Source organism: Grimontia sp. AD028 (assembly GCF_000973155.1).
GTDB classification, from domain to species: domain Bacteria; phylum Pseudomonadota; class Gammaproteobacteria; order Enterobacterales; family Vibrionaceae; genus Enterovibrio; species Enterovibrio indicus.
Genome location: NZ_LASY01000010.1, coordinates 1 through 20,957 on the forward strand (window position 1 = coordinate 1; position 20,957 = coordinate 20,957).

The following is a 20,957-nucleotide window of genomic DNA, read 5'->3' on the forward strand; positions in this document are numbered from 1 at the left end:
AGTAGTTATTCTACAATTAAATTTTTCAACGCAGTTATCGAGCATTTTAACAAGCTAGGATGAGCAGATATTTACTACGATTGGTATTATGCGCGCCACTGTTTGAACGCGTTGATCAGACCATTGGTTGAGCTGTCATGGCTGGTCACTTCATCCTGATCCGCCAGTTCTGGCAGGATTTGGTTCGCCAGCTGTTTACCCAGCTCTACGCCCCACTGGTCGAAGCTGTAGATGTTCCAAATCACGCCCTGTACGAAGATTTTGTGCTCATACATTGCGATGAGCGCACCCAAGCTGCGAGGGGTGATTTGCTTCACCAGAATTGAGTTGGTTGGGCGGTTTCCTTCAAATACTTTGAACGGTACCAAATCCGCCACTTCCTCAGCCGATTTACCCGCTGCTGCGAATTCTGCTTCTACCTGCTCGCGGGTTTTGCCGAATGCCAGTGCTTCCGTTTGCGCGAAGAAGTTCGCCATCAGTTTAGGATGGTGATCGCTCAGCGGATTGTGGCTGATTGCAGGTGCAATGAAATCACATGGGATCAGCTTGGTGCCTTGGTGGATCAGCTGGTAGAACGCGTGCTGACCATTGGTACCTGGCTCACCCCAAATGATTGGGCCGGTCTGGTAATCAACAGGCTTGCCGTCACGGTCCACATACTTACCGTTTGATTCCATGTTGCCTTGCTGGAAGTACGCCGCAAAGCGGTGCAGGTACTGATCATAAGGCAGAATCGCTTCTGATTCCGCGCCGTGGAAGTTGTTGTACCACAGACCAATCAGTGCCAGCAGCACAGGCAGGTTTTCAGTGAACGGCGAGCTTTGGAAGTGTTTATCCATGTCATGCGCGCCAGCCAGCAACTCAATAAAGTTGTCGTAGCCAATGGCCAGACAGATTGACAGACCAATCGCAGACCAGAGTGAGTAACGGCCACCCACCCAGTCCCAGAACTCGAACATGTTGTCGGTATCGATGCCAAACTCAGCAACGGCTTGTGCGTTGGTAGACAACGCAGCGAAGTGTTTCGCTACGTGCGCCTGATCTTCTGCCGATGCCAGGAACCAATCACGCGCAGACAGAGCATTGGTCATGGTTTCTTGCGTCGTGAAAGTTTTTGATGCAATCAGGAACAGGGTCGTTTCTGGATTCAGAGCTTTCAGGGTTTCCGCAACGTGTGTGCCGTCAACGTTAGAAACGAAGTGCAGGTTCAAACGCGTTTTGTAAGCAGCCAGCGCTTCGCTCACCATGTAAGGACCCAGATCAGAGCCGCCGATACCGATGTTCACGATGTCAGTGATTTCTTTGCCGGTGTAACCTTTCCACTCACCACTGATAAGACGCTCGGAGAAACCTTTCATTTTCTCCAGCACAGCATTAACTGCAGGCATCACGTCTTCGCCATCGACCATCACTGGCGTGTTGCTGCAGTTACGCAGGGCAACGTGCAGCACTGAGCGGCCTTCAGTGTGGTTGATCTTGTCACCACGGAACATCGCTTCGATAGCGCCTTTTACTTCCGTTTCATCAGCCAATGCGAACAGTTTGTCCAGCGTTTGCTCGCTGATCAGGTTCTTTGAATAGTCCAGCAGGATGTCATTGCCGAATTGCACAGAGAACTTATCGAAACGGTTCGGATCGTTGGCGAAAAGCGAGGTGAGGGTCAAATCCTGCGCATCTTCAAAGTGAGCCGTCAGCGCTTTCCACGCTGCGGTTTGCGTCGGATTGATGGACTTCAACATAATCATTGTTCCTTTGTAGACAGAGTCTGTTATCGCGGGCACTGCCTTCCCACGTTACAGAGGTAGGCCGCCTTGTTTCGGGGCAGCCTCCAGAATCGCATAATGGTATACCCAAACTTCCTGAAGGTGTAGGTTTCAGGGTACCTGAGTACAAGATGTCACCGACATCAACTCCAAGTCCTGTATACTTTTAGCCGCATTCAAATATCGCCGCTAGATTACAGGCACCAAGGGCGTGACAGTTTGCCACGAAAAAATTGCTGCAATGTTGCGCTAGGTCAGTGACGACCGATTAACCAACTTGAACTCGCAGCGTCACGCACTCTACCCAAAATTTTTAAAGCAGGTTGTTTTAAATGTGGACACAAAAAACAATTAGCCTACGTCCCCGCGCAAGAGGCTTCCACCTGATCACCGACGAAGTGGTAAAGCAAATACCGGAAATTCGCAGCCTGGATGTCGGCTTGGTGAACCTGTTTATTCAACACACTTCGGCCAGTCTGACACTCAATGAAAACGCTGACCCAACGGTGAGAAGCGACATGGAAGCGCACTTTAACCAGTTCGTGCCAGAGCGCGCACCTTACTATCAGCACACCTACGAGGGCGACGACGATATGCCCGCGCACATCAAGGCATCACTCTTGGGCGCAAGTGTAATGATCCCCATCAGCAACGGAAGATTGGCATTAGGAACCTGGCAGGGTATTTATCTAGGCGAGCATCGAGACCACGGTGGTACACGAAGAATGATTGTGACAATACAAGGCGGGCAAAACTGAGTCCGTTCACGCTAACTGTACTGCTAGCTTGTAAAAACATGAATAACACCGCATAAACAACCTCTCGTTTGACGACTCACTTCCTATACTTTTCAAAGGGCTTGGGGAGGTCAAATGTTAGAAAACGTCAAAATCACAAGAAAGCTGCCACTGGTAATTATTTCTTTCGCGCTTTTATCTTCAATTACAACAGGAATAATGAGTTACAAGTTCGCATCAGAACAGCTCATCCTCTCTGCGGAGTCAAAACTTGTTGCATTGCTTGATTCAAGAAAGGAATCGCTACTCCAGTACTTTGATACGGTAAAACGCGATCTCTTTATTCACGCCCGCTCACCTCAGACGAGAGATGCAGTGATTGAAATCTCTGAGGCATGGGCAGATTTAGGTAGTCATCAGCAATCAACTCTTCAATCGCTTTATATTACTGATAACCCATTCGATGTCGGCCAAAAAGAAGCTTTGCTGAATGCCGAAGATGGTTCTGCATATAGCCAAGCCCATAAAAAATATCACCCTTTCTTCCGTAATCTAGCCGCTGAGCATGGATACTTTGATATTTTCCTCGTCGATAAAACGGGCAATATCCTTTATACCGTCAAAAAAGAAGATGACTTTGCCACTAATCTTCTCAATGGCAAATGGAAAGACACTCACTTGGCCCGGGCATTTACCATGGTCAATAAGAACCCTTCAGTGGGTAATGCCTACCTCACTGATTTCGAAAGATATGAGCCCAGCTTCAATCAACCTGAAGCCTTTTTCGCTACACCAATACACAAAAATGGTGAGGAATACATAGGCGTCCTCATCTTCGAAATGCCAATTAAATATATCAACAGTGTCATGCAAATCAGCGCAGGTATGGGGGAGACCGGTGAAACCATTCTGATTGGTCCAGATGAGCTGATGCGAAGTAATTCCCGATTTCTTGATGGAGAAAGTATTCTGGAAGCCTCTGTTCATACCGAGTCTGCTGTGAAAGCACTCAGTGGTGTTTCTGGCGTTCAGTTTGAGCAAGATTACAGAGACGTGGAAGTACTTAGTGCCTTTGCTCCTTTTGACTTTATGTCGCTGCATTGGGCAATCATCGCTGAAATAGAGCGCGACGAAATATTGAGCCCTCTTCGCGTTTTTGTCAGTGCGTTAGCCTTTTCAGTGCTGGCAGGAACCGTCGTTATTTTTATCGTCGGATATTTTCTTGCTTCAGACATTGCAAAGCCTATCGCTGCCATGTCATCAATGATGAACCGTATTGCCAACAATGAATTGGACATCAACATTTCTGTATCAGAGCGGAAAGATGAAGTCGGCCACATGGCCAAAGCACTGGAGGTATTTAAAAGTAACGCCATTGAAAAAGATAAACTACAAAAAGAGCTAACTTACATGGCGCACCACGACATGCTAACAGGGCTTCCAACACGGCAGCTCATTACAGATCGCCTGCAAGACATGACAAAAAGCTACAGCAAAGAACATTTCCCGTTTGCGGTTATGTTCGCTGATCTTGATAACTTCAAAACCGTCAATGACACCTTGGGTCACCATATTGGCGATGAAGTGCTTAAAGCCGCCGCTCGTATTTTTCAGGAATCATTACGTGATGGTGATTTTGTTGCCCGAATTGGTGGTGATGAATTTGTACTGCTGTTCACCAATCTTCGCGAAGCAGACGAAGCCATGGAGATCGCCGAAAAGTTGGTCGTATCTATTGAAACCGGACTAAAACTGGTCAGTGCAACCATCCCGGTGACGCTGAGTCTTGGAATTGCAGTGTGCCCTGACGATGCTGAAGATACCACTTCCTTAATCCGGCATGCAGATGAAGCCATGTATCGAGCAAAGCAGAAAAGTAAAAACTGCTGTAGCCGTTGATAGCGCCTGACAAATATCGCCCCAGAGCAGCTAGCTCTGGGGCGTTTTATCGTCATTAGAATGGCTGGTTAATCATGACGCGGAAAATGCTTTCCTCCGAGCCCATTGCAAGCTCTGAGCGCACTACAATGCCTTCCACCTGAAAACGCACTGCTGCGCCAGCGCTCCATTTCATATCACTGTGAAGCTCACTCAAATCGTACTCATCAGCCACACGACCAACATCAGTAAATAGCACCCACTGCCACCATGGCACGTCATACCAATTGAAAACGGGTAACTGGCCCAGAGGTTGCCATTCCGGGATCACCCGGTATTCCGCACTGTAACTCAACGCCGAACGGTCAGCATAACGGCCGGACTGAAAGCTTCTCAAACGATACAAACCACCTAAGCGAGCTGCGGCGAATTCCGGGGGTCTGCGATAGACCGACTCACCATTTATCTCTGATTTGTCGTTCCAGCTTGGCGTATCTGAGGTATAGAGGTTGAATGCCAAAACTTGCTCATTGGCGAGATCATCCCAACCGCCGAGGTCCCAGTACCAGCTTTGATTTAGTTCCCACTTCCACCAACTCGCCCTGTTATCAGCGCCCGGATCGACGGTGACGATAACCTCGCTGAAACTGCCTTTAGTTGGGTTGTTACTGCTGTCGCGGTTATCCCATTTCAAGTGGGTTTCAAGTCCCCACACTTCGGTTGCATCCGAAAAATCGCTCGGCGTATTGACGCCCTCACCTTCCAACGTTCGGGCATTGTAGAAGGGGCGGAAATCAATCGAAGATATGCCGCTGTTCCACGGCGCATTTCCTTCAACGTCTCGCTCAGGGGAAAGCGCAGCACGAACGGGACTGCTTACTGCTTCGCCCAAAGGCAAGATATAACGGAAGGAAAGATGATGCTGGGCATCACGACTGTCTGCAGTCAGACGATCGTCATAGACAGAGTTGTTGGACGCGGCATCACCCAGATAGTAGTCAAACTGTTTGAAGTCACCTTCATAAAACTGCCCACTCAGCAGCCAGCGACTGTCTGCTGAAAGCATGTAATTATTGGCGGCAACAAAGCCCATCCACGTGCTTTTTGATGTACCAAGCCCCGCCGCAAACAACGAGGCTTGCGGTTGTCCCGCACCTTTCCAAAGCCCAGCCATACCCGCGGAGAAACCCAAGGTTTCAGTGGAGAAGACAAAGGGAACCACTTCAATATCCAGCAATTCCGACTCTGGATGACTTGATGCCAGAGCGCCATTTGGAAAAAGCAAAAATGGCAAAGATAAGAAAGCCGTAACGCGGGTTACGGCTTTAGAAAATTTCAGATTCAAAACGTTCTACAACTTACGTTTGGGTCTATTGACCCTAGGTATAAATCAGGTCAACACGGGATGTGAGATTGGTGACAAGCTCATAGCCAATGGTGCCTACATGACGGGCAATTTCTTCTACAGGGAGTTCCTCGCCCCACAGGATCACTTCATCGCCCACGCGGTCGGTCGCATCTGGCCCCAAATCAATGGTGATCATGTCCATTGAAACACGCCCAGCCAAAGACACGCGTCGACCATTGATCATTACCGGAGTGCCATCTGGCGCTGCGCGCGGGTATCCGTCGCCATAGCCAATCGCCACCACACCGATTTTAGTATCACGATCTGTCATCCAGCGTCCGCCATAGCCCACCGTCTCGCCTTTCTTGGCCTCACGCACAGCGATAAGGCTTGAAGTCATGGTCATGGCTGGCTTGAGACCGAAATCCTTACCACAGCGCTCTACCATCGGAGAAATGCCGTAAAGACTGATTCCAGGGCGAACATAATCAAAATGGCTGGTTGGCCAAATTAAACTGCCGGAAGATGCTGCCAACGATTTGTAACCCGGTTGACCAGCAGTCAATTCTTCAAACAGCGCAATTTGCTGCTCCGTGACAGGTTTTTCCGGTTCATCCGCACAGCCGAAATGGCTCATAAAGTTGAGCGGTTTAGCGACGTTCGGACAAGCCTTCAGCCGCTCAATAAATTCGGCAACATATTCCGGGCGCACGCCCAAGCGATGCATGCCGGTATCGATTTTCAGCCAAACATGGAGTGGGTGTTCTAGGTTGGCTTTTTCCAACGCTTCCAGTTGCTCAATACAATGAACCGCCGTTTGCAGATTCTGTGCTTCGAGCGTTGGCAAATCCGCAGAAGAATAAAAACCTTCAAGCAGCAGGATAGGTTTCACAATCCCGCCAGCGCGAAGGCTCACTGCCTCTTCAAGGCGTGCAACGCCGAAGCCATCGGCCTGAGAAGAAAGTGCCTTTGCCACGGGCAGAAGGCCATGTCCGTATCCATTGGCTTTAATCGCCGCCCAAGTTCGACTGTTCGGCGCCATGGCGCGGATAATGTCGATATTGTGGTTCAGGGCAGCGGTATGGATGATTGCTGTTGCCGCTTTCATAACACCTCGCGGTTAATACTCAACAAACTCTGTTTTATTCTTCATCAAACGCAGGACCTGCGTAGTTATCAAAGCGGGAGAACTGACCTTGGAAGGTCAAACGCACGCTACCGATTGGACCGTTACGCTGCTTACCGAGGATGATTTCTGCAATACCTTTCAGCGGACTTTCTGGGTTGTACACCTCATCACGGTAAATGAACATGATAAGGTCCGCATCCTGCTCGATCGCGCCCGATTCACGCAAGTCGGAGTTTACAGGGCGTTTGTCTGCACGTTGTTCCAGCGAGCGGTTAAGCTGCGACAGAGCCACAACAGGCACATTTAGTTCTTTTGCCAACGCCTTGAGCGAGCGGCTGATCTCGGCAATCTCAAGGGTACGGTTATCCTGAAGGCCAGGAACACGCATCAACTGAAGGTAGTCGACCATAATCATCGACAGACCACCGTGTTCTCGCGCCACACGGCGGGCTCGGGAGCGCACTTCTGTTGGCGTCAGGCCTGAGCTGTCATCGATATACATATTCTTCTTCTGCATCAGAATACCCATGGTCGATGAAATACGCGCCCAGTCTTCATCATCCAACTGACCGGTACGGATTTTGGTCTGGTCAACACGGGAAAGCGACGCGAGCATACGCATCATCAGCTGTTCAGCAGGCATCTCGAGCGAGAAAATCAGTACTGGCTTTTCCTGATCCATGGCGGCATTTTCACAGAGGTTCATCGCAAACGTGGTTTTACCCATTGAAGGACGTGCCGCCACGATGATGAGATCCGACCCCTGCAAGCCTGCGGTTTTCTTGTTCAAATCGGTAAAGCCAGTCGAAACACCGGTCACGCCGTCTTGCGGCGATTTGAACAGGATTTCGATACGCTCAAGGGTTTTCGACAGAACATTGTCGATGTTCTGTGGGCCTTCGTTTTCCGTGGTACGCGATTCTGCAATGGCGAAAACCTTGCTCTCTGCCATGTCGAGCAGGTCTTCTGACGTGCGCCCTTCTGGGTCATAACCTGCATCAGCAATTTCATTCGCAACGCTGATAAGGTTACGCACCATGGCACGTTCGCGGACGATATCCGCATAGGCAACAATGTTCGCCGCACTTGGGGTGTTTTTTGCCAGCTCAGCGAGATAAGCAAAACCGCCGACATCTTCCAGTTGGCTATGCTTTTCGAGATTTTCAGAAAGGGTAATAAGATCCAGCGGCATACCTGCATCAAGCAACTGCTTCGTGCTTTCAAAAATCAGGCGATGAGGACGGCTGTAGAAGTCAGCAGCAACCACTTTTTCTGCCACACTGTCCCAACGCTCGTTATCGAGCATCAGCCCCCCCAGCACAGACTGCTCAGCTTCCAGAGAATGCGGCGGCACCTTCAGGGCATCAACCTGACGGTCTTTAGGTTTGTTGGAATTAAATTGCTTGCTGCGTTGCTCTGCCATATCACTTATTACCTTGTCGATTCGACCAACATTATACCCAGAACCTCTGGCGAATAACTATCGGTAGGCGCTTTGGAGCGACCACGACTTTTTTGCCTGCCAATTTAACGTGTTGCTGACGAAATGCAGGAGGATTCATATAGAATGTGGCTCCTGATGTTGTAATGGTAACCTAAATGGCGTCGTCGCTACTGAAACCGTCTCTGTTTTGTCTGGTGGCACTCCCTCTTTGTGCAAAAGCAAGCACATCTGAGCCATGGCAATCTGAAATCGAACTGGGGTTTCAGGCCCTTTCCGGTAACTCGGACTCGATGACGATCAACAGTCGCCTTGGCGTGAACTTCACAGACGGCCCCTACCGACACACCTCTGAAGCCAAATTCCTGTTGGTTGAAAAAGACGGTGAAGAAGATAAACGCAAAAGTGAGTTCGAGAGTCAGGCCAACTATAAGTTTGACCCTAAGCGCTATGTGTGGGGAAACGTGAGCTTTGTTGATGATAAATACGGCCCGTATTTTAAAGACCTCACCATTGCAGCTGGATTGGGTTATCAAGCGATTTGGCAGGAAGATTTATCACTGTTGTTGGAAATTGGCCCCGGTTACCGTTACCAATCTCCAAACCTGGATGAACTGGATGACGATGACCTCATCTTGCCTTATGACGTGGAAGAGGCGATTTTGCGTGGTCAGGCAGAACTGTCCTGGCAGATGACTAAGACCGCCCTTTTTGAAGGCCGTATCACTGCCATCAGTGGCCCAAGTAACACCAGTTTTGAAGCGCGAGCGTCGGTTTCCACCAGCCTCATCGACGATCTGGCGATCAAGCTTTCCACCACCCAGAAATACATCAGTGAAGTGCCACCGGGATTAAAAAACCTCGATTCGATTTTTACTGTGAATATGCTTTACAAGTTTTAGGTGCTGGGTACTGGGTACTGGGTACTGGGTACTGCATGATTTTAGATGGTATAGGCATAGAGGTAAGCCCTTTGTCCCTTCCTAGGACCTTCTTCTCCCAGGAACCAGGTCCGTTTATGCTTTTCCTAGGATCGCTTTCCCAAATCCCACGTACAAAAAAACCGGCCCAAAGGCCGGTTTTTTCAAAGCGACGATGTGTCTGAATTACTCAGCAACAACGTTCAGCTTAACAGTAGCGAATACTTCAGAGTGCAGTTGCAGGCTGATTTCGTACTCACCAGTGTTACGCAGTGCACCTTCTGGCAGGCGAACTTCGCTCTTCGCTACAGCAACGCCAGCTGCAGTTACAGCGTCAGCGATGTCACGAGTACCGATAGAACCGAACAGTTTACCTTCGTCACCAGCTTTAGAAGCAACTTCTACTGCTTCCAGTGCTTCAACTTGCTCAGCGCGTGCTTGAGCAGCAGCCAGAGCTTCAGCAACTTTAGCTTCCAGATCTGCACGACGAGCTTCGAAATGCTCAACGTTAGATTTAGTAGCCATTACTGCCTTACCTTGTGGGATAAGGAAGTTACGTGCGTAACCAGACTTAACAGTTACCTGATCACCCAGACCACCCAGGTTAGCGATTTTATCAAGCAGAATAACTTGCATTATCTATTCCTCTATTAACTTGGACAGTGCCGATTACTGATGCTTGTCAGTGTATGGCAGCAGAGCCAGGTAACGTGAACGCTTGATAGCGCGTGCCAGCTGACGCTGGTACTTAGCACGGGTACCAGTGATACGGCTAGGTACGATTTTACCAGCTTCGGTGATGTAGTTTTTCAGAGTCGCTACGTCTTTGTAATCGATCTCTTGTACGCCTTCTGCAGTGAAACGGCAGAATTTACGACGACGGAAGAAACGTGCCATGGGGCTATCTCCTGATCTTAAATGTCTATAATTTCATCAGCATGCAACACCAATTTGCCTACGCCATTTCGGCCGGTCTGATAAGCGAGAAAACCGCCTACCTTGATGTTACTGCCTAAAGCTAAGTGCTGTGTTTTGTTTTGCGACCCTTGCCCGCTCACTACGACCGGTAAACGACAGTAGACTTGCCTTGGCAATCCAGCTTCCCGTTGCTCCGAACGATGCTCAATCACAAAGTGACAATGGGGCACGCCGGCAGGACTCTGTTTTCGAATCGGGCCTTGGGTGATAGCACCTGCTAGCTCAATCCGATTGGTCATCAAATCAAATTACTCAGCTGCTGCTTCGTCTTCAGATTGTGCTTCTGCACGCTCTTCGCGACGTGGTGCGCGCTCTTCTTTAGCCTTCATCATTACAGATGGCTCAGTGATAGCGCCTTTGGTACGCATGATCATGTTACGGATCACAGCGTCGTTGAAGCGGAACGCAGTTTCCAGCTCATCAATCACAGCTTGCTCAGCTTCAACGTTCATCAGAACGTAGTGTGCTTTGTGCAGCTTGTTGATTGGGTAAGCCAGTTGACGACGGCCCCAGTCTTCCAGACGGTGGATCTGACCACCTGACTCTTTGATAGAACCAGTGTAACGCTCGATCATGCCAGCAACTTGCTCGCTTTGATCAGGGTGCACCATGAATACGATTTCGTAATGACGCATTGGTTGCTCCTTACGGATTATTCAGCTTCCACGCTTGGCCCGGTCGTCCAGCGGAAGCAAGGAACGAAAGTAAAAGACCGGGAATTTGGAGGCAGGATAGTACAGAATTGCGCCGCTAATAGCAACAAAAAGCACAACGCCCGGAGAAATAAATCACCGGGCGTTGATTTGTTTGAAAACGGTCTGTTTTCTTGCGGTTATCCGCGGCGCTGACGAACCGCTTCAAATAGGCAGATGCCAGTTGCTACAGACACGTTCAGGCTCGATACGCTACCCGCCATTGGAATGCTGATAAGATCGTCACAGGTCTCGCGGGTCAGACGGCGCATACCGTCGCCTTCTGCGCCCATTACAATCGCCAGCGGACCAGTCAGTTTCGCATCGTAGACATCGTGGGTCGCTTCACCGGCCGTGCCGACAAACCACACGCCTTTTTCCTGCAATGCACGCATAGTACGGGCTAGGTTAGTCACACGAACCAAAGGCACTACTTCGGCAGCGCCAACAGCCACTTTACGCGCCGTCGCGTTCAGTTGAGCAGATTTGTCTTTCGGTACGATAACCGCGCACACACCGGCAGCATCCGCGTTACGCAGACACGCACCCAGATTGTGTGGGTCAGTGACACCGTCCAGCACCAACAGTAGCGGGTTCTCTTTACCATCCAGAATGATATCGAGATCGTTTTCGTTGTACTGGCGACCCGGTTTTACGCGGGCAATCAAGCCTTGGTGCGACGCACCTTTGGCTTTGTCATCCAGCGCCTTGCGACCCATTTCCTGCAAAGTGATACCTAGGCGGGTCAACTCATTCAGTACAGGCAATACACGATCGTCCTGACGGCCTTTCAGCACGAAGACTTCGATGAAGCGGGACGGATCAGATTCCAGTACGGCTTTAACGGCGTGGATGCCGTAAATCATTTCATTGCTCATGGATTACTTCTTATTCTTGCCTGCTTTGGCTGGTTTGCCTTTCTGCGCTTTTTTCTTGCGCACCTTCTCAGCCTTGGTTTTCTTCTTCGCCGGGTTTTCGCCTTTGCCGCCTCGTTTACCAGCAGCTGCTTTTTCGCCGCGCTTTCCGGCCGGGGCTTTATCCCCCTCACCTTTTGGAATCGCACCGCGTTTTAATTGCTGGCGAACAGACATACGCTCTTGGCGTGCTTCAGGATTTTTCCCTGACTCAGCGCGGCCTTTCTTGGCTTTATTGCGGGCAGTTTTACCTGCTCCGCGGGCTTTACGGGTTGTTCCGTCCAGCTCGAAATCGATCATCCTTTCATCAAGGTTGACGGATAATACTTTGACCGTGACCTGATCGCCAAGTCGGAAAATACGACCAGAGCTCTCGCCCACCAGTTTTTGACCCACCATGTCGTAGTTGTAATAGTCGTTGTCAAGGTTCGAGATATGCACCAAGCCATCAATGTGCAGCTCATTCAAACGCACAAAGAAGCCAAACCCTGTGACATTGGCAATGGTGCCTTCCATGACTTCGCCAACGTGATCCTGCATGTATTCACACTTCAACCAGTCTGAAACATCACGGGTCGCGTCATCGGCGCGGCGTTCTGTCATCGAGCACTGTTCACCCATCACGTCCATATCGTCGAAGGAATAGTGGTAACCACCGGTTGGCGTCCAACGGTCTTTGTTACGTCCTTCTTCTTTGGCAATCAGATACTTGATCGCACGGTGCAGCAGCAAATCCGGATAACGGCGGATTGGTGAGGTAAAGTGCGCGTACTGCTTGAGTGCCAGACCAAAGTGACCAGAGTTGTCGGCCTGATATACCGCCTGCTTCATGGAGCGCAGCAACATGGTTTGGATGAGTTCCTGATCTGGACGGCCAGCAATCAAATGCGCCAGTTTGGCGTAATCGGTTGGAGATGGCTCTAAGCCACCTTCAAGCGCCAGACCCATTTCGCTCAAGAAGTCTTTAAAGCCGGTGAGTCGCTCTTCGCCCGGCGCTTCGTGCACGCGGTAGAGCGCAGGCTCTTTGGCCTTCTCAACAAAACGCGCCGACGCGATGTTCGCCAGAATCATACATTCTTCGATGATCTTGTGGGCGTCGTTACGTTCAACCGGCACAATGCGCTCAATCTTACGCATGGCATTGAAAATGAATTTGGTCTCAACGGTTTCGAACTCAATCGCACCGCGCTGTTCACGTGACGCTTTCAGCGCTTTGTACATGCGGTTCAACTCTTCCAGATGCGGAACCAGCGGCGCGTAACGCTCGCGAAGCTCTTCATCGCCGTCCAGCATCGCGGCGACTTTGGTGTAAGTCAGGCGTGCGTGGGAATTCATTACCGCTTCGTAGTGTTTGAAACCGGAAAGCTTGCCGGCTTCTGAAATGGTCATTTCACACACCATGCACAAGCGGTCGACCTGTGGGTTCAGTGAACAAAGGCCGTTCGACAGCACTTCCGGTAGCATAGGAATAACCTGCGACGGGAAGTACACCGAGTTGCCGCGGTTTACCGCTTCTTTGTCCAGTGCCGAGTCTGGTCGCACGTAGTAGCTCACATCCGCAATCGCGACCCAAAGGCGCCAACCACCTGATTTTTTCTTCTCACAGAAGACGGCATCATCAAAGTCGCGGGCATCTTCACCGTCAATGGTCACCAGCGGTAAATCGCGCAGGTCAACACGGCCTTTTTTCGCTTCTTCCGGTACTTGCTCGGTGAAGCTCTTGATTTGTTTATCGACGTCTTGCGGCCACTCATGCGGAATGTTGTGGGTACGGACGGCAATCTCGATTTCCATGCCCGGCGCCATGTTCTCACCGAGAACTTCGACCACGCGGCCAACCGGATTGTGCTGACGGGTTGGACGTTGGAAGATTTCCACTACCACAACGTTACCCATGCGCGCGCCTTTGCGCTCGTCTTGCGGAATAACAATATCCTGACCCAGACGAGAATCGTCAGGTACCACAAAGCCCTGACCATTTTCGACAAAGTAGCGGCCTACAATCTGGCCTTTTCGCTCTTCCAGCACACGGACAACGCGCGCCTCTTTACGACCACGTTTATCGGTGCCAGCAGGTTGAGCAAGGATGAAATCGCCGTGCATCACCTGTTTCATCTGGTGATGTGGCAGCAGCCAGTCTTCGCGGTTGCCTTTCCCTTCAGGACGCAGGAAACCAAAGCCATCACGGTGACCAATCACGGTACCTTTTACCAAGTCCAGACGCTCAGGCAACGCATAACATTGACGGCGGGTAAAAATCAGTTGGCCATCGCGCTCCATCGCGCGCAGGCGTCGGCGCAGGCCTTCGTATTCTTCGTCGCTGCGCAAACCCAGTACTTCAAATAACTGGTCGCGGTTTACCGGTGTGGTAAAGCCTTTAATCACTTCAAGCAGATGCTCTCGGCTTGGCACAGGGTTGTCATATTTTTCTGCTTCACGCCCCAAAAAAGGGTCGTTGCTGTGTAGGTGTTTGTCTTGAGACATATAAGATTCCCGTTAGCGACATTGGCATATCAAGTATATCGCTTAAATATTTCGAAATTGGGTGCCCGTAGTCATTGCCAGTAAAAATTGGCATGACGTCTCACAGGGTGAGAATCAGATCGGGCGAACTGGGATAAGAAGGTGATGCAGGTCATTGTTACCTGACACCATGTCTTGAAGTGTGTATTTATCCATCTCAGCAAGGAATGCCTCCAACGCTGCCGCTACGGCAGTTTTCAGGCGACAGGCTGGCGTGATGTGGCAATTTTGCGGCGCACAGTTGACGAGTTGCAACGGTTCAAGTGAACGGATCACTTCCCCGATAACAATCGTGTCAGCTGGCTTGCCGAGTCGAATCCCCCCGTTCTTTCCCCGCACGGCTTCAACGTAGCCGACCTGACTCATACGGTGAATGATCTTCACCATGTGATTGCGGGAAACCCCATACTTCTCGGTGACCACGGTAATACTGGTCAACTCTCCGGGAGGCAGCATAGCCAGATACATAAGCGCCCTAAGGCCATAGTCTGTAAAGCTGGTTAATTGCACGTTTTCAAATCTCCTTGCACACATTGTACTCTTATCACAGACAAAAGGCGCGTACTCTCTGATTTTCTTTCTGTTTATACCCAAACAACCTGAAAAAGCAGGATTCAGGTTGTTTGGGTATACACGTCTTCGTGGTTTTCACTGATCGTTTTATGGAGTTTTGGTTGATTTAAACATTCATTTCATATACAACTTTAAGCATGCATTTAAAATGAAGCTTTAAAAACACAAAACATAAGAAGGTAACCCTCATGCTCAACGAGAAAACCATTGAAATAGTGAAGTCTACTGCCCCTTTGCTTGCTGAAACTGGTCCAAAACTGACTGCGCATTTTTACGACCGCATGTTCAGCCGACATCCAGAGCTCAAAGATATTTTCAACATGAGTAACCAGTTTACTGGAGCTCAACGCGAGGCACTTTTCAATGCGGTCTACGGCTACGCCGCCAACATTGATAACTTGCCAGCCCTGCTTCCAGTGGTGGAAAAGATCGCGCAAAAGCACGCGAGCTTTAATATCACACCAGAAATGTATGCCATCGTCGGTGAAAACCTGTTGGCTACAATTGACGAGCTTTTCTCGCCAGGTCAGGAAGTGTTGGATGCATGGGCAGAAGCCTATGGTGTGCTCGCGCAGGTTTTCATTAATCGCGAAGAGGAAATCTACCAACAGAATGCAGGCTCTAACGGCGGCTGGCGTGGAACACGTACTTTCAAGCTGGTCAGCAAAACACCTGAGAGTGAAGTGATCACCAGTTTCATTTTCGCCCCTGTCGATGGTCAGCCCGTGGCGGACTACGTGCCGGGACAATACATCGGTATTTACCTGTCTCCTGAACAGTTTGCCAATCAGGAAATCCGCCAATATAGCCTGTCCGCAGCGCCAAATGGAGAGCTTTACCGTATCTCAGTGAAACGAGAAGCTCAGGGAACGGTTTCGAATTATCTACATGATCACCTCAACGTGGGCGACACCGTTGAGCTCGCGCCACCAACTGGCGACTTTTTCTTCCACTCAGACAATGACACCCCGGTTGCGCTAATTTCGGGCGGTGTTGGGCTGACGCCTATGCTGTCGATGCTGGAATCTCTCAGCAGCAAGCATGATGCCGAAATCCACTGGCTACATGCAGCTGAAAATGGCGATCACCACGCTTTTGGTGCTCATATTGATACCTTGCTGAGCCAGCATCATACTGCCACGCGCGACGTGTGGTTCCGTGAGCCTTCAAACGCAGATTTTCCGGGCGAACAATTTGACCATCAAGGCCTGATAGACATCAGCAAAGTTGAAGGATTAACCCAAGGTTCGAGCCGAGACTTTTATCTTTGCGGCCCTGTCGGTTTCATGCAAGCTGTTGCCACACAGCTTGTGGATGCGGGCATCAGCAAAGACCGAATTTTCTATGAGTGCTTTGGCCCACATAAAGTGATTTAAGCGTTCACCTAAAAGCAAAAATGCCCGCACTCTGCGGGCATTTTTTAATTCGTTCTGGCCATCACCAATAGGTATCGCGTCGTTTCGCGCGGGCAATGACATTTCGCGGCATTTTATCTTCCAACGCTCTTCGTAGTAATGCAATGCGATTGTGCGTGGATGTGTCAGCGGTAATGGTGTGATACAGCCAGCGATAGGCATCTTCGTAATCCAATGGGCTGCCGTAATCAGCCACCAGAAGCTCGGCTAATTGAAGCCTCGCCCGGGTGTTCCCTAGAGATGCGGCTTCACGCAAATATGGGATCGCCCTTTCTTTGTCCTGCTGCACCAAAGTGCCTTTGGAGTAATAGCGACCAAGTTGCTCTAACGCTGCAGGTAAACCCTGCTGCGCCGCGACCTGCATGTAATAAACGCCAGTTTCGACATCTCTGTCGACACACACACCCCATGCCAACATATCACCATAAAGGAACTGGTAAGCTGGGGATTCAACACGAATGGCGCGGGCTTCGATATCTTGAAGGAGCTGACAATCGTCTTCTTTCACCTTTTTGAGGTGCGTATTCGACTCAAACAGGCGGATCAGTTGCGACTCTTCATACACAGGAAGAGCCGGACCCACTTCCGCTTTCGCGAAAGGGCTGGCTAACATCATGGATATAAATAAGGTACGCAGTTTCATGCCTTCCCACTATACAGGTGTTGTTCTGCCAAAAAGAGGGATCATCCGCCTCTTTGGCCTTGGATACGGTGTGTCTTGCCTAACTTATATCGGCAAGGGGTTGCCGAACTTTACCTTTTTTCCGGCGAAAAATTTCCGATTACCAATATCAACAGTATAGGGCCGGTTGGGCAAAAAAAAACCAGCCTTGAAGGCTGGTTTTTTTCACCGGAAACCGATTAAGACGCGAAAGGATGAACCTTGATGATGGTCTCGTTACGGTCTGGACCAGTAGAGATGATGTCTACAGGCACGCCGGTCAGTTCTTCGATACGTGCGATGTAATCCAGTGCTGCTTGTGGCAACTCTTCGATAGACTTAGCACCGAAAGTCTTCTCACTCCAACCTGGAACGGTTTCGTAGATTGGTGTGATGTTCTCGTACTCATCAGCTGCCATCGGTGAAACATTCAGGATAGTGCCGTCAGCTTTCTGGTAACCCGTACAGATTTTGATTTCTTCCAGACCGTCCAGAACGTCCATCTTGGTCAGACAGAAGCCAGTGATCGAGTTGATCTGGATTGCACGGCGCATTGCAACCGCATCAAACCAACCAGTACGGCGCAGACGACCGGTAGTCGCGCCAAACTCGTGGCCAACAGTACCCAGGTGCTTACCAATTGGATCTTGTTTCTCTTGACCGTCATACAGTTCAGTCGGGAAAGGACCAGAACCAACGCGGGTGCAGTAAGCTTTCGCGATACCCAGGATGTAGCCCAGGTGACGAGGACCAAAGCCAGAACCTGCAGCAACACCACCAGCGGTAGTGTTTGAAGACGTTACGTATGGGTAAGTACCGTGGTCGATGTCCAGTAGCGTGCCTTGCGCGCCTTCGAACATGATCTTGTCGCCACGCTTACGTGCGTCATCCAGTTCTTGGGTCACGTCGATAACCATGCTGGTCAGGATGTCAGCTTGCTCCATCACTTTCGCCAGGGTTTCTTCGTAGCTTACTGGTTCAGCTTTGTAGAAATGCTCCAACTGGAAGTTGTGCAGTTCCATCACTTCTTTAAGCTTCTCGGCAAACGCTTCTTTATCGAACAGGTCGCCAACGCGCAGACCGCGGCGGGCAACTTTATCTTCGTACGCTGGACCGATACCGCGACCGGTTGTACCGATTGCTTTCGCGCCACGTGCTTTTTCACGCGCCATATCAAGGGCGATGTGATAAGGAAGAATTAGCGGACAAGCTTCTGACAGGAAAAGACGCTCACGTACTGGAATGCCACGTTCTTCCAGACCGCTCATTTCTTTCATCAGGGCGTCTGGGGACAAAACAACACCGTTACCGATGATGCATTTTACGTTGTTGCGAAGAATGCCAGAAGGAATCAAGTGAAGAACGGTTTTTTCACCGTCAATGACAAGAGTGTGACCTGCGTTGTGGCCGCCTTGGTAGCGAACAACGTACTGAGCGTCTTCAGTCAACAGATCAACGATTTTACCCTTACCTTCGTCACCCCATTGGGTGCCGAGAACGACTACGTTATTACTCATCTTTTCCAGTCAGTTGATGATTAAAACGGGATTCTAGCACCATCGTTTGAAGGATGCAGTCATTTTTTGAGCGCCGTCCTGCTTATGGTCATCGGGCTGTCACAGTTTTTTGCTCTTTCGATTTACTTGGACGGCCACATCATATATGCGATTACCGCACCTGCGATGACTAAACACCCGCCAATACGACGTAGGGTAGCATCAGGTAACAGGCTCATTTCGCTGACCATTTGCCGCCATTTTTTTGGTACCAACATCGGCCCCAGCCCTTCAACTACCAGCACTAAACCCATTGCAAGCCACAACTCATTGCCCATTTTTTGCTCTCGTTCGTTTGGATAAAAAAAAGACAAGGCATGACGCCTTGTCTTTCTGTTTTGCTGTCTGGCAACGATTAGTTTGCCTTCAACGTTGGCTCTTTCATGTACTGGAAGAACTCACTGTTCGGGTCGACTACCATGATGTCGCCCTTGTTGTTGAAGCTGTTTCTGTAAGCTTGCAGCGAGCGCATGAAATTGTAGAATTCCGGCTCTTTGTTAAATGCATCCGCAAACACTTTTGCCACTTCAGCATCCGCTTCACCGCGAGTCACTCGCGCTGTCTTCTCAGCTTCAGCCAAAACAGTAGCGACTTCTAACTCAGCTTGAGCTCGAATCACCTCTGCTCTTTCTCTGCCTTGCGAACGGTGACGACGGGCTACGGCTTCACGTTCGGCTCTCATGCGCTCATAAATCGAGTCACTGATTTCATCAGGCAGGTTGATTTTCTTAATACGAAGATCAATCACTTCAATGCCGATGTCGCTCGAACTCTCCTGAAGATCAGCAAGAACGTCAGCCATCACCTGCTCTCGCTTCTCGGATACGATCTCCTTGATGGTTTTCGAACCGATTTCCGCACGCAAGCCGTCAGAAACTTTACGTTGCAGAAGGGCTTCAGCAGTCAGACGGTTACCGCCACCCGTTGAAAGGTAGTACTGACCGAAATCTTTAATTTTCCACTTCACGTAGGAATCAATGATCACGTCTTTTTTCTCAGACGTTACAAATCGATCTGACTGATCATCCATGGTCTGGATACGTGCATCTAGCACTTTAACGCTGTCGAAAACAGGCCACTTGAAATGAAGTCCTGGCGGGTAAATTTTCGCCATATCATCGTCAGCTTTCAGTACACGACCGAATCGAATCACGATACCGCGGTCTCCTTCGTCGACGACGAAAACTGACATCAAGCCGAAAACGAGCGATACAATAATGAGAGGGACTAATAACTTACGCATAATTAATATCTCCCCTGACGCGAAGTCGACGAGCGGCTGTTATTTGGAGCGACAGAAGACTGCGTTGAGCTTTCCAACTCAATGCCATAATCTGAAGCGTTGCTTTCAGCCGCGCTTGAGCGTTGTTGAGGAGCTTGGTTCATTAGTTTGTCTAGTGGTAGATACAACAAGTTGTTACTTCCGCCAGATTGTGAATCAATCAACACCTTACTGGTGTTGCCGAAAACATGTTCCATGGTTTCCAGATACAAACGGTTTCGGGTCACTTCCGGAGCAGCTTGGTACTCTGGCAACAGTTTCTCGAACTGAGCCACTTCACCCAATGCTTCGTTAACCGTTTTCTCTTTGTAACCCAATGCCTCTTTCTTCAAACGTTCAGCACGACCCGTTGCCTTAGGCAAGATATCGTTGCGATAGGCTTCCGCCTCTTTCACATAACGCTCTTCGTCCTCACGTGCTTTGATTACATCATCAAACGCGTCTTTAACCTGCTCTGGTGGTCGCGCGGTCTGGAAGTTGACATCCACAACCAGCAGACCCATATCGTAGCGATCGGTGATGCGGTTGATCTCAACCTGAGTACGTTCACGAATTTCCTGACGACCTGTAGTCAGGATTTCGTCCAACCCAGCATCACCGATGACTGCGCGTAGTGCAGAATCTGTTGCCTGACGCAAGCTATCGTCTGCATTGGTGACAGAAAAGAGGTATTTTTCGGGATCTGCAACTCGATATTGCACATCCATATCAACACGCACGACATTCTCGTCTTTTGTGAGCATCAAACCGGAACCCCGTAGCGACCGGATAGCTTGCACATTGACCGCTTCAACTTCGTCAATAAACGTTGGCTTCCAGTTCAAGCCTGGCTGAACAATACGGTCGTATTCACCGAAACGCAGCACAACACCACGCTCCGCTTCACCGATAGTGTAAAATCCTGAGACACCCCAGATGACTGCACCCACAACGGCAATAACGCCCAAACCAGCAGCACCGCTGCCGCCAAAAGACGGGCCCTTGCCGCCAAATAAGCCACTCAGTTTGCGACTTAGCTTGCCAAACACCTCATCGAGGTCAGGCGGCCCTTGGTCACGACCACCGCGGTTTCCCCACGGGTCTTTGTCCTGACCGCCATTATTTCCTGGCTCATTCCACGCCATTAGAACACTCCATCAGTATGATA

At 50.0% G+C, this 20,957-nt stretch carries 20 protein-coding genes; 4 read left to right on the forward strand and 16 right to left on the reverse strand.

Annotated features, from left to right (window positions below; all coding sequences use genetic code 11):
- Window positions 1-86 precede the first annotated feature (86 nt).
- Complete coding sequence (gene pgi / locus RN22_RS02625) at window positions 87-1,739, reverse strand: glucose-6-phosphate isomerase (protein WP_046302975.1); 1,653 nt, start codon at window positions 1,737-1,739, stop codon at window positions 87-89.
- Window positions 1,740-2,095: 356 nt separating this feature from the next.
- Between pgi and RN22_RS02630 the strand changes: the two genes are divergently transcribed.
- On the forward strand, window positions 2,096-2,521 hold the full coding sequence (locus RN22_RS02630) for a secondary thiamine-phosphate synthase enzyme YjbQ (RefSeq protein ID WP_002539432.1): 426 nt from the start codon (window positions 2,096-2,098) through the stop codon (window positions 2,519-2,521).
- 198 nt (window positions 2,522-2,719) lie between these two features.
- The gene (locus RN22_RS02635) at window positions 2,720-4,399 is read left to right on the forward strand and encodes a GGDEF domain-containing protein (RefSeq protein WP_231590833.1); all 1,680 of its coding nucleotides are present in this window, start codon (window positions 2,720-2,722) and stop codon (window positions 4,397-4,399) included.
- 55 nt (window positions 4,400-4,454) lie between these two features.
- Here the strand turns inward: RN22_RS02635 and RN22_RS02640 are convergent, their stop codons facing one another.
- Genes RN22_RS02640 through RN22_RS02650 form a run of 3 tightly spaced genes read right to left on the reverse strand, consistent with a single transcriptional unit; the run spans window position 4,455 to window position 8,278 of the window.
- The gene (locus tag RN22_RS02640; RefSeq protein ID WP_046302977.1) at window positions 4,455-5,723 is read right to left on the reverse strand and encodes a BamA/TamA family outer membrane protein; all 1,269 of its coding nucleotides are present in this window, start codon (window positions 5,721-5,723) and stop codon (window positions 4,455-4,457) included.
- Window positions 5,724-5,757: 34 nt separating this feature from the next.
- Window positions 5,758-6,834, reverse strand: coding sequence for an alanine racemase (gene alr / locus RN22_RS02645; protein ID WP_046302978.1), 1,077 nt, complete (start codon window positions 6,832-6,834; stop codon window positions 5,758-5,760).
- 34 nt (window positions 6,835-6,868) lie between these two features.
- The gene (locus RN22_RS02650) at window positions 6,869-8,278 is read right to left on the reverse strand and encodes a replicative DNA helicase (RefSeq protein WP_046302979.1); all 1,410 of its coding nucleotides are present in this window, start codon (window positions 8,276-8,278) and stop codon (window positions 6,869-6,871) included.
- Between the two features lie 176 nt (window positions 8,279-8,454).
- On the opposite strand from RN22_RS02650, the gene RN22_RS02655 reads away from it, so the two are divergent.
- Window positions 8,455-9,198 (forward strand): YdiY family protein, encoded by a 744-nt coding sequence (locus RN22_RS02655; protein WP_046302980.1) that lies wholly within the window; start codon window positions 8,455-8,457, stop codon window positions 9,196-9,198.
- Between the two features lie 204 nt (window positions 9,199-9,402).
- On the opposite strand, the gene rplI is transcribed toward RN22_RS02655, so the two are convergent.
- The 7 genes from rplI to nsrR form a co-directional block, all read right to left on the reverse strand.
- A complete protein-coding gene (rplI, locus tag RN22_RS02660; protein WP_002539424.1) occupies window positions 9,403-9,852 on the reverse strand; it encodes a 50S ribosomal protein L9 in 450 nt (149 codons plus the stop codon).
- Between the two features lie 33 nt (window positions 9,853-9,885).
- Window positions 9,886-10,113, reverse strand: coding sequence for a 30S ribosomal protein S18 (gene rpsR / locus RN22_RS02665; protein ID WP_002539422.1), 228 nt, complete (start codon window positions 10,111-10,113; stop codon window positions 9,886-9,888).
- A 17-nt stretch (window positions 10,114-10,130) separates the two neighbouring features.
- The gene (gene priB, locus RN22_RS24615; RefSeq protein ID WP_082111342.1) at window positions 10,131-10,433 is read right to left on the reverse strand and encodes a primosomal replication protein N; all 303 of its coding nucleotides are present in this window, start codon (window positions 10,431-10,433) and stop codon (window positions 10,131-10,133) included.
- Window positions 10,434-10,442: 9 nt separating this feature from the next.
- Complete coding sequence (rpsF, locus tag RN22_RS02670) at window positions 10,443-10,829, reverse strand: 30S ribosomal protein S6 (RefSeq protein WP_002539412.1); 387 nt, start codon at window positions 10,827-10,829, stop codon at window positions 10,443-10,445.
- A 197-nt stretch (window positions 10,830-11,026) separates the two neighbouring features.
- Window positions 11,027-11,764, reverse strand: coding sequence for a 23S rRNA (guanosine(2251)-2'-O)-methyltransferase RlmB (gene rlmB, locus RN22_RS02675; RefSeq protein WP_002539410.1), 738 nt, complete (start codon window positions 11,762-11,764; stop codon window positions 11,027-11,029).
- Between the two features lie 3 nt (window positions 11,765-11,767).
- The gene (gene rnr, locus RN22_RS02680; protein WP_046302981.1) at window positions 11,768-14,284 is read right to left on the reverse strand and encodes a ribonuclease R; all 2,517 of its coding nucleotides are present in this window, start codon (window positions 14,282-14,284) and stop codon (window positions 11,768-11,770) included.
- 114 nt (window positions 14,285-14,398) lie between these two features.
- Window positions 14,399-14,833 (reverse strand): nitric oxide-sensing transcriptional repressor NsrR, encoded by a 435-nt coding sequence (nsrR, locus tag RN22_RS02685; RefSeq protein WP_039850120.1) that lies wholly within the window; start codon window positions 14,831-14,833, stop codon window positions 14,399-14,401.
- A 251-nt stretch (window positions 14,834-15,084) separates the two neighbouring features.
- Here nsrR and hmpA point away from each other — a divergent pair, with 251 nt between their 5' ends.
- Complete coding sequence (hmpA, locus tag RN22_RS02690; RefSeq protein WP_046302982.1) at window positions 15,085-16,272, forward strand: NO-inducible flavohemoprotein; 1,188 nt, start codon at window positions 15,085-15,087, stop codon at window positions 16,270-16,272.
- 61 nt (window positions 16,273-16,333) lie between these two features.
- Here the strand turns inward: hmpA and RN22_RS02695 are convergent, their stop codons facing one another.
- The 5 genes from RN22_RS02695 to hflK all read right to left on the reverse strand — a co-directional run bounded on the left by RN22_RS02695 (window position 16,334) and on the right by hflK (window position 20,934).
- Complete coding sequence (locus RN22_RS02695; RefSeq protein WP_002539406.1) at window positions 16,334-16,954, reverse strand: tetratricopeptide repeat protein; 621 nt, start codon at window positions 16,952-16,954, stop codon at window positions 16,334-16,336.
- A 218-nt stretch (window positions 16,955-17,172) separates the two neighbouring features.
- Entirely contained in the window at window positions 17,173-18,489 is a 1,317-nt protein-coding gene (locus RN22_RS02700) for an adenylosuccinate synthase (protein WP_002539405.1), read from the reverse strand.
- A 122-nt stretch (window positions 18,490-18,611) separates the two neighbouring features.
- On the reverse strand, window positions 18,612-18,806 hold the full coding sequence (locus RN22_RS02705) for a DUF2065 domain-containing protein (RefSeq protein WP_046302983.1): 195 nt from the start codon (window positions 18,804-18,806) through the stop codon (window positions 18,612-18,614).
- Between the two features lie 77 nt (window positions 18,807-18,883).
- A complete protein-coding gene (hflC, locus tag RN22_RS02710) occupies window positions 18,884-19,771 on the reverse strand; it encodes a protease modulator HflC (RefSeq protein ID WP_046302984.1) in 888 nt (295 codons plus the stop codon).
- A gap of 2 nt (window positions 19,772-19,773) precedes the next feature.
- Window positions 19,774-20,934: an FtsH protease activity modulator HflK gene (gene hflK, locus RN22_RS02715; protein ID WP_046302985.1), complete on the reverse strand. Its 1,161-nt coding sequence runs from the start codon at window positions 20,932-20,934 to the stop codon at window positions 19,774-19,776.
- Between the last annotated feature and the right edge of the window lie 23 nt (window positions 20,935-20,957).

Excerpts from the sequence above, each read along its gene's own strand:
- pgi (WP_046302975.1), bottom strand. The coding sequence starts at position 1,739 with ATGTTGAAGTCCATCAATCCGACGCAAACCGCAGCGTGGAAAGCGCTG.
- RN22_RS02630 (WP_002539432.1), top strand. The coding sequence starts at position 2,096 with ATGTGGACACAAAAAACAATTAGCCTACGTCCCCGCGCAAGAGGCTTC.
- RN22_RS02635 (WP_231590833.1), top strand. The coding sequence starts at position 2,720 with ATGAGTTACAAGTTCGCATCAGAACAGCTCATCCTCTCTGCGGAGTCA.
- alr (WP_046302978.1), bottom strand. The coding sequence starts at position 6,834 with ATGAAAGCGGCAACAGCAATCATCCATACCGCTGCCCTGAACCACAAT.
- RN22_RS02650 (WP_046302979.1), bottom strand. The coding sequence starts at position 8,278 with ATGGCAGAGCAACGCAGCAAGCAATTTAATTCCAACAAACCTAAAGAC.
- RN22_RS02655 (WP_046302980.1), top strand. The coding sequence starts at position 8,455 with ATGGCGTCGTCGCTACTGAAACCGTCTCTGTTTTGTCTGGTGGCACTC.
- rplI (WP_002539424.1), bottom strand. The coding sequence starts at position 9,852 with ATGCAAGTTATTCTGCTTGATAAAATCGCTAACCTGGGTGGTCTGGGT.
- rpsR (WP_002539422.1), bottom strand. The coding sequence starts at position 10,113 with ATGGCACGTTTCTTCCGTCGTCGTAAATTCTGCCGTTTCACTGCAGAA.
- priB (WP_082111342.1), bottom strand. The coding sequence starts at position 10,433 with ATGACCAATCGGATTGAGCTAGCAGGTGCTATCACCCAAGGCCCGATT.
- rpsF (WP_002539412.1), bottom strand. The coding sequence starts at position 10,829 with ATGCGTCATTACGAAATCGTATTCATGGTGCACCCTGATCAAAGCGAG.
- rlmB (WP_002539410.1), bottom strand. The coding sequence starts at position 11,764 with ATGAGCAATGAAATGATTTACGGCATCCACGCCGTTAAAGCCGTACTG.
- rnr (WP_046302981.1), bottom strand. The coding sequence starts at position 14,284 with ATGTCTCAAGACAAACACCTACACAGCAACGACCCTTTTTTGGGGCGT.
- hmpA (WP_046302982.1), top strand. The coding sequence starts at position 15,085 with ATGCTCAACGAGAAAACCATTGAAATAGTGAAGTCTACTGCCCCTTTG.
- RN22_RS02695 (WP_002539406.1), bottom strand. The coding sequence starts at position 16,954 with ATGAAACTGCGTACCTTATTTATATCCATGATGTTAGCCAGCCCTTTC.
- RN22_RS02700 (WP_002539405.1), bottom strand. The coding sequence starts at position 18,489 with ATGAGTAATAACGTAGTCGTTCTCGGCACCCAATGGGGTGACGAAGGT.
- RN22_RS02705 (WP_046302983.1), bottom strand. The coding sequence starts at position 18,806 with ATGGGCAATGAGTTGTGGCTTGCAATGGGTTTAGTGCTGGTAGTTGAA.
- hflC (WP_046302984.1), bottom strand. The coding sequence starts at position 19,771 with ATGCGTAAGTTATTAGTCCCTCTCATTATTGTATCGCTCGTTTTCGGC.
- hflK (WP_046302985.1), bottom strand. The coding sequence starts at position 20,934 with ATGGCGTGGAATGAGCCAGGAAATAATGGCGGTCAGGACAAAGACCCG.